At 60.9% G+C, this 4,627-nt stretch carries 6 protein-coding genes; 3 read left to right on the top strand and 3 right to left on the bottom strand.

The window, feature by feature from the left end; all coding sequences use genetic code 11:
• Positions 1-316: 316 nt before the first annotated feature.
• Positions 317-718 (top strand): PaaI family thioesterase, encoded by a 402-nt coding sequence (locus AC6I6L_RS20635; protein ID WP_497919662.1) that lies wholly within the window; start codon positions 317-319, stop codon positions 716-718.
• Positions 719-832: 114 nt separating this feature from the next.
• Here AC6I6L_RS20635 and AC6I6L_RS20630 read toward each other — a convergent pair whose 3' ends face one another.
• Positions 833-2,365, bottom strand: a complete 1,533-nt coding sequence (locus tag AC6I6L_RS20630; RefSeq protein ID WP_497919661.1) for a class I adenylate-forming enzyme family protein — start codon at positions 2,363-2,365, stop codon at positions 833-835.
• Here AC6I6L_RS20630 and AC6I6L_RS20625 point away from each other — a divergent pair.
• On the top strand, positions 2,358-2,609 hold the full coding sequence (locus AC6I6L_RS20625) for a CoA transferase (protein WP_497919660.1): 252 nt from the start codon (positions 2,358-2,360) through the stop codon (positions 2,607-2,609). The two genes, AC6I6L_RS20630 and AC6I6L_RS20625, sit on opposite strands and share 8 nt — an antisense overlap.
• Complete coding sequence (locus AC6I6L_RS20620) at positions 2,567-2,812, top strand: CoA transferase (protein WP_497919659.1); 246 nt, start codon at positions 2,567-2,569, stop codon at positions 2,810-2,812. Before AC6I6L_RS20625 ends, AC6I6L_RS20620 begins: the two co-directional genes overlap by 43 nt.
• A 349-nt stretch (positions 2,813-3,161) precedes the next feature.
• Here AC6I6L_RS20620 and AC6I6L_RS20615 read toward each other — a convergent pair whose 3' ends face one another.
• Together AC6I6L_RS20615 and AC6I6L_RS20610 are read right to left on the bottom strand one after the other, a co-directional pair.
• Positions 3,162-4,157, bottom strand: coding sequence for an LLM class flavin-dependent oxidoreductase (locus AC6I6L_RS20615; protein WP_497919578.1), 996 nt, complete (start codon positions 4,155-4,157; stop codon positions 3,162-3,164).
• Positions 4,158-4,382: 225 nt separating this feature from the next.
• Positions 4,383-4,627, bottom strand: a 245-nt coding sequence (locus tag AC6I6L_RS20610; RefSeq protein ID WP_497919658.1) for a hypothetical protein, incomplete at its 5' end; no start/stop codon positions are given.

Raw genomic sequence — 4,627 nt, 5'->3', positions numbered from 1 at the left:
GGTGACCCTCGAGTAGTCGCTCGAGACGAGGTGATAACGGCTCGTCGCCGGTAGTTATCGCTGAAGCGTCCACATCATCGTGTGGACAGGCGTCTTCTTCCAATGCCATACGTTTACAGTTGTGTTTCAACGGTCTTAGTTATTTAGCATCAGGTCGTCGTGCGGTTCAGGTAGGGGTTAGACAGATCTCGACGGACCACTCGAAACGGTCGATCGCTCCGGTGTCGTCTCGATCGTGTCTGCAGAACCGGAGCGATTGGGGCGGACCACTCCGAAAAATCAATTGTGTCGGACGGAAATAGCTAGCAGTATCATCATGACCCTCGACGATGTGGACGACACACGGGATCAAATCGCGGCCGACCCGCTCTGTGGGACGCTCGGGATCGAATTTCGCAGAATCGAACCCGGACTCGCGGAGACAGTTGTGGAGGTTACCGACGATCTCGTAAACTTCAACGGTAAACTCCACGGCGCGGTGATTTTCGCACTCGCGGATGCGGCCGCAGGCGCCGCCGATCAAGCGGATGGAACGACGACCGTTGGCATCGAGACCAGCACGTCGTTTCTCGCGGCCGTCGAGCCGGGGGCGACGGTGGTCGCTCGGGCCGAAACCGAACACGAGAGTTCACGGTTCAGCGCGACGAGAGTACGCGTGGAGACGGACGACGGCACGCACGTCGCGACGTTTCGCGGCCGCGGCTACCGAATCGACTGAAATCGTCGCGTCGCAGCGGTACCCCCCGATCAGGCGAGAGCGCCGCCTCGTCGGTTCGTCGTTCGAATCGACGCCCCTGTTCGGATCCGTGAACTGTCGTCGTCTCCGTTCGGCTCATTCGAGTTCTCGCAGTTCATCTTTGAGAACGCTCCCACCGCCCGGATTCCGCGGAATTTCCGGGACGATCGCGATCTTTCGGGGCCGCTTGTAGTCAGCAAGCGGGCTCTCGCGACAGTGCTCCTCGAGCGTCTCGTAGTCGAGCGACTCGTCGTTGGGAACGACGTATGCCTTCGGCGTCTTGCCCCACTCCTCGTGATCGACGCCGACGACGGTGACGTCGTCGACGGCGTCATGCTGGAGCACGACGTTCTCGATTTCCGTCGGGTAGATGTTTTCTCCGCCGCTGATGATCATCTCGTCCTTACGGCCTTCCACGTAGATGTAGCCGTCTTCGTCCGTGTGAGCGAGGTCACCAGTAAAGTACCAGCCGTCGACGAGGGACGCTTCGGTTTGCTCCGGTTGGTTCAGGTACTCGTTCATTACCGATTCGCCCTGGCAGATGAGTTCGCCCGTCGTATCCGGTTGCACGATCGCGGACGGGTCGGGTTCTCCGTCGGGGTCGACGATCCGGATCCGCTGGTACGATACGCCGGTCCCGCACGACTGCGGATAGTCGTCGCTTCGCTCCGGCGGTAAAATCGATATCGGCGGTCCGACCTCCGTGGCGCCGTAGATCACGGAGTGGCGATCGCAGATGAGCGTCCGACAGCGCTCCAGTAATTCGTCGGTCATCGGCGCTCCGGAGTACCACCACAATCGGAGCGAGTCGAGATCGTACTGGTCGATGCCGTCGACCGTCGTCAGCCGATCGTACTGCGCGGGAACGCCGCCGAGCACCGTCGCGTTCCACTCCTCCACCGCCTCAAGCGTCGCTTCCGGATCGAACCGCTCGAAAATGATCGTCGGAATGCCAAACTGGAGGAACGGGACGAACCCGGTGTACAGCGGGCCGCTGTGAAAGAGTGACAGCGGTAATACGTTGACGTCCGAGTGACGGAGTCCGAGTTCGGCGATCACATTCATGTTTACCATCACTCGATCCGAATGCGTGTGGACCACCCCCTTCGGCTTGCCCGAGCTTCCGGAAGTGTAGAAGTAGCCGTCGATCGTCTCACCGTCGACCGGCAAACCCGGCTTTTGGGTCGAGCCGTTCACCAGTTCCTCGTGGGAGAGATACGGTGACTCGCCGAAGGTGTAAAGCGGCGACTCGTAGTCTCCGAGTACGTCTTCGACGAGGCGGTGCTCCTCAAGCAGGCCAGCATCGGCAAGCAGGCACGTCGGCGCGACATCCTCGAGGACGTACTCGACGTCAGCAGCGTCCAGGCGCACGTTGATCGGTGTGATGATTGCACCGATCTTCTGCGTCGCAAAGAACGTCTCGACGAACTCGATCGAATTGTGGGCGTAAATCGCGACGACGTCCCCGGTTCCCACCCCGATATCGAGGAGGCCGTTCGCGATTTGATTGCTCTCGGCGTCGAGTTCCCCGAATGTTCGGGTCCGGGTTCCGCTCGAAGATTCACAAACGAGTGCGAGCGAATCGTCGAACCGCTCGGCTGACTCGCTAAGCATCTTGCCGATGTCCATGTGGGAATCCTTTTCGACCGATAGAATAAATATATCGATGACACCGAGTAGCACGCGAAGTCGGCGGCGGTTCTGCGAGGTCGTAGGTCGGCCGGACCTTCGCGAGCACCACCTCGCGGACGACCACGCCGTTCGGGAGGCGCTCCGCAAAGAACTCGAGGCTCTGTTCGCGTCGAAAACTCGCGATGAGTGGGTCGAGGCGTGGCCGGGGAGGACACGACAGTTGCGCCCGTCAACACGCTGAGCGAGGCGTTCGAGGACCCCCACGTTCGCGCTCGAGGGATGGTGGAGGACGACCGCAACCGACTCGGATTTCCAGCTCGAACGGAACCCGCGGTCGAACCGGCGCTTGAGGGACCGCCGACACTCGGTGAGCATACGCGCGAAGTTCTCGCGGCCGCTGGCACGGCGGACGAGGAGATCGACGCCTTCCTCGAGAACACCTGAACTGCCGGTCGAAGGTCGGGCTGGCAGATCTCGGGTTCGCCGTCGATCCTCCAGAACCTGGCTCACGACGCCGGCGGACGGGACGATCACCGGAGCGGTTGGCCCTTCGGTTCATACCGAACGCCAGGATGAACGGTGCGCCGCCGATCATGCCGTTCGCGAGCGGCGTCAGCGTGACGAGTGTCCCCGACCGACGAGTACCCCCGCGCAAATCGGACCGCTGATCGACGCAATCTTGCCGAAGAGCGACCACTGTTCGATCAGCGCCGGCAGGACGAACGAAATCGTCAGTATTTCGATAGCCGTGAGTCGCTTACCGTCGTTCGGTCGGTCATCGATCGATGATGCCTCAGAACGCCGGGATTACTTCGTCGACGAACTTCTCCATCTGCTCGAACTGATCCTCGCCGCCGAATCGGATGATGAACTCCTCGCAGCCGCAGTCGTTGAACTCCTCGATCCACTGGATGAGATCGTCCGCGTTACCGCTTGGTCCCCACTCCGCCGGGTCCTTCCCCTTGTAGAGTTGCGGATAGTAGGTTCTGATGTACTCGTCCATCTTCTCGTCCGCCGCGTCGGCGTCGTCGTCGATCGTCATCGTCACCTGGAACGTCGTGTGGACGTCGTCCGGGTCGTGGCCGTTCTCCTCGGCGTAGTCGACGATGCTCTGCCACTGGCGCTCGTACTCGTCGGGCGCATTGGAGAGCCCGGCGGCCATCCAGCCGTCGCCGAGTTCGACGATTCGCCACGCCGCGCGGTTGATCACGTCGTCGGACCCGGAGTCGTGGTGTGCGGGGTTGCTCACGACGAGAATCGGCGGCTCTTCCTGGACCGGTTCGAGGTCGCGGATCTCGGCACCGCGGCGGAAGTCGACGTCCTCGAACTGGTAGATGTCGCCCTTGTAGGTCAGTTCGCCCTCTCGCCAGAACTGTTTGAAGATCTCGAGTTGTTCCTCGAGCATCTTTGCGCGCTTGCGGTAGTCGAGACCCAGTACCTCGTACTGTTCCCGGCAGCCGGGGGTCGGCGGTCCCATACAGGCGCCGAGTTCCATCCGCCCGTCGGAGATCATATCGAGGCTGTTCCATGCCTGCAAGAACTGGATCGGGTTTCGTAGCGGGGTGATCATGCAGCCGGTGCCGAGCTTTACGTTGTCCGTGCGCGCAGCGAGGTTCCCCAGCAGACTGACCGGTTCGAGTCGCGGTCGATCGAGCAAGCTGTCACCGACCCAGACGGAGTCAAAGCCGTACTCTTCGGCGGACTCGCCTAGTTCGAGCATCTTCTCGACGGTGTAACTCTCGACTAGCAACGGTTCACGATTGTTGATATTGATACCGAACTCTACCATCTTCGGTCGGGAGGTTCAGACAAGAACGGATTAATACTTTTCGCTCTTGTATAGCACTTTGTGTTCGGTCAGCGAACCTGCTACAACAGGTTGGTTGCGACCGATTCCGACCCAAACACATCGAGCGGAATCGTACGCATCGGACACCGCTGACGCGGTGTTCTTGTCCTCTTCGATTCGGGAGCCATAGCTGAACGGTATCACCAATCACCTACAGAAGAGCGTTTACTGAAGGGGCGCGGGTTCGCGCTCGCCCTCGTAGGCATCTTCTGTGTAGTGTTCGAGCCACGCTTCGCCGGTGAGGAAGCGGTCGGGAACGTCGGCTTCGGTGGCGTCGGCGGTGATGGTCAGCCAGCCGTCACCCTCCTCCGTGCGCCAGGCGTGACACGGCTTGCCGAGTGCGATGTAAATCTCGCTGGCTTCGGGATCCTCGCCATCGAGGTCGAATATCGCCGACGAGAGCGACGTCT

It is taken from the genome of Halosolutus sp. DAT137 (genome assembly GCF_059736405.1).
The sequence above is the reverse complement of the archived record's forward strand: the minus strand, read 5'-3'. Positions and strand labels throughout refer to the sequence as shown.

Bases quoted from the DNA above. Each gene is read 5' to 3' on its own strand.
- AC6I6L_RS20630 (WP_497919661.1), bottom strand. From the start codon at position 2,365: ATGGACATCGGCAAGATGCTTAGCGAGTCAGCCGAGCGGTTCGACGAT.
- AC6I6L_RS20635 (WP_497919662.1), top strand. From the start codon at position 317: ATGACCCTCGACGATGTGGACGACACACGGGATCAAATCGCGGCCGAC.
- AC6I6L_RS20615 (WP_497919578.1), bottom strand. From the start codon at position 4,157: ATGGTAGAGTTCGGTATCAATATCAACAATCGTGAACCGTTGCTAGTC.
- AC6I6L_RS20625 (WP_497919660.1), top strand. From the start codon at position 2,358: ATGTCCATGTGGGAATCCTTTTCGACCGATAGAATAAATATATCGATG.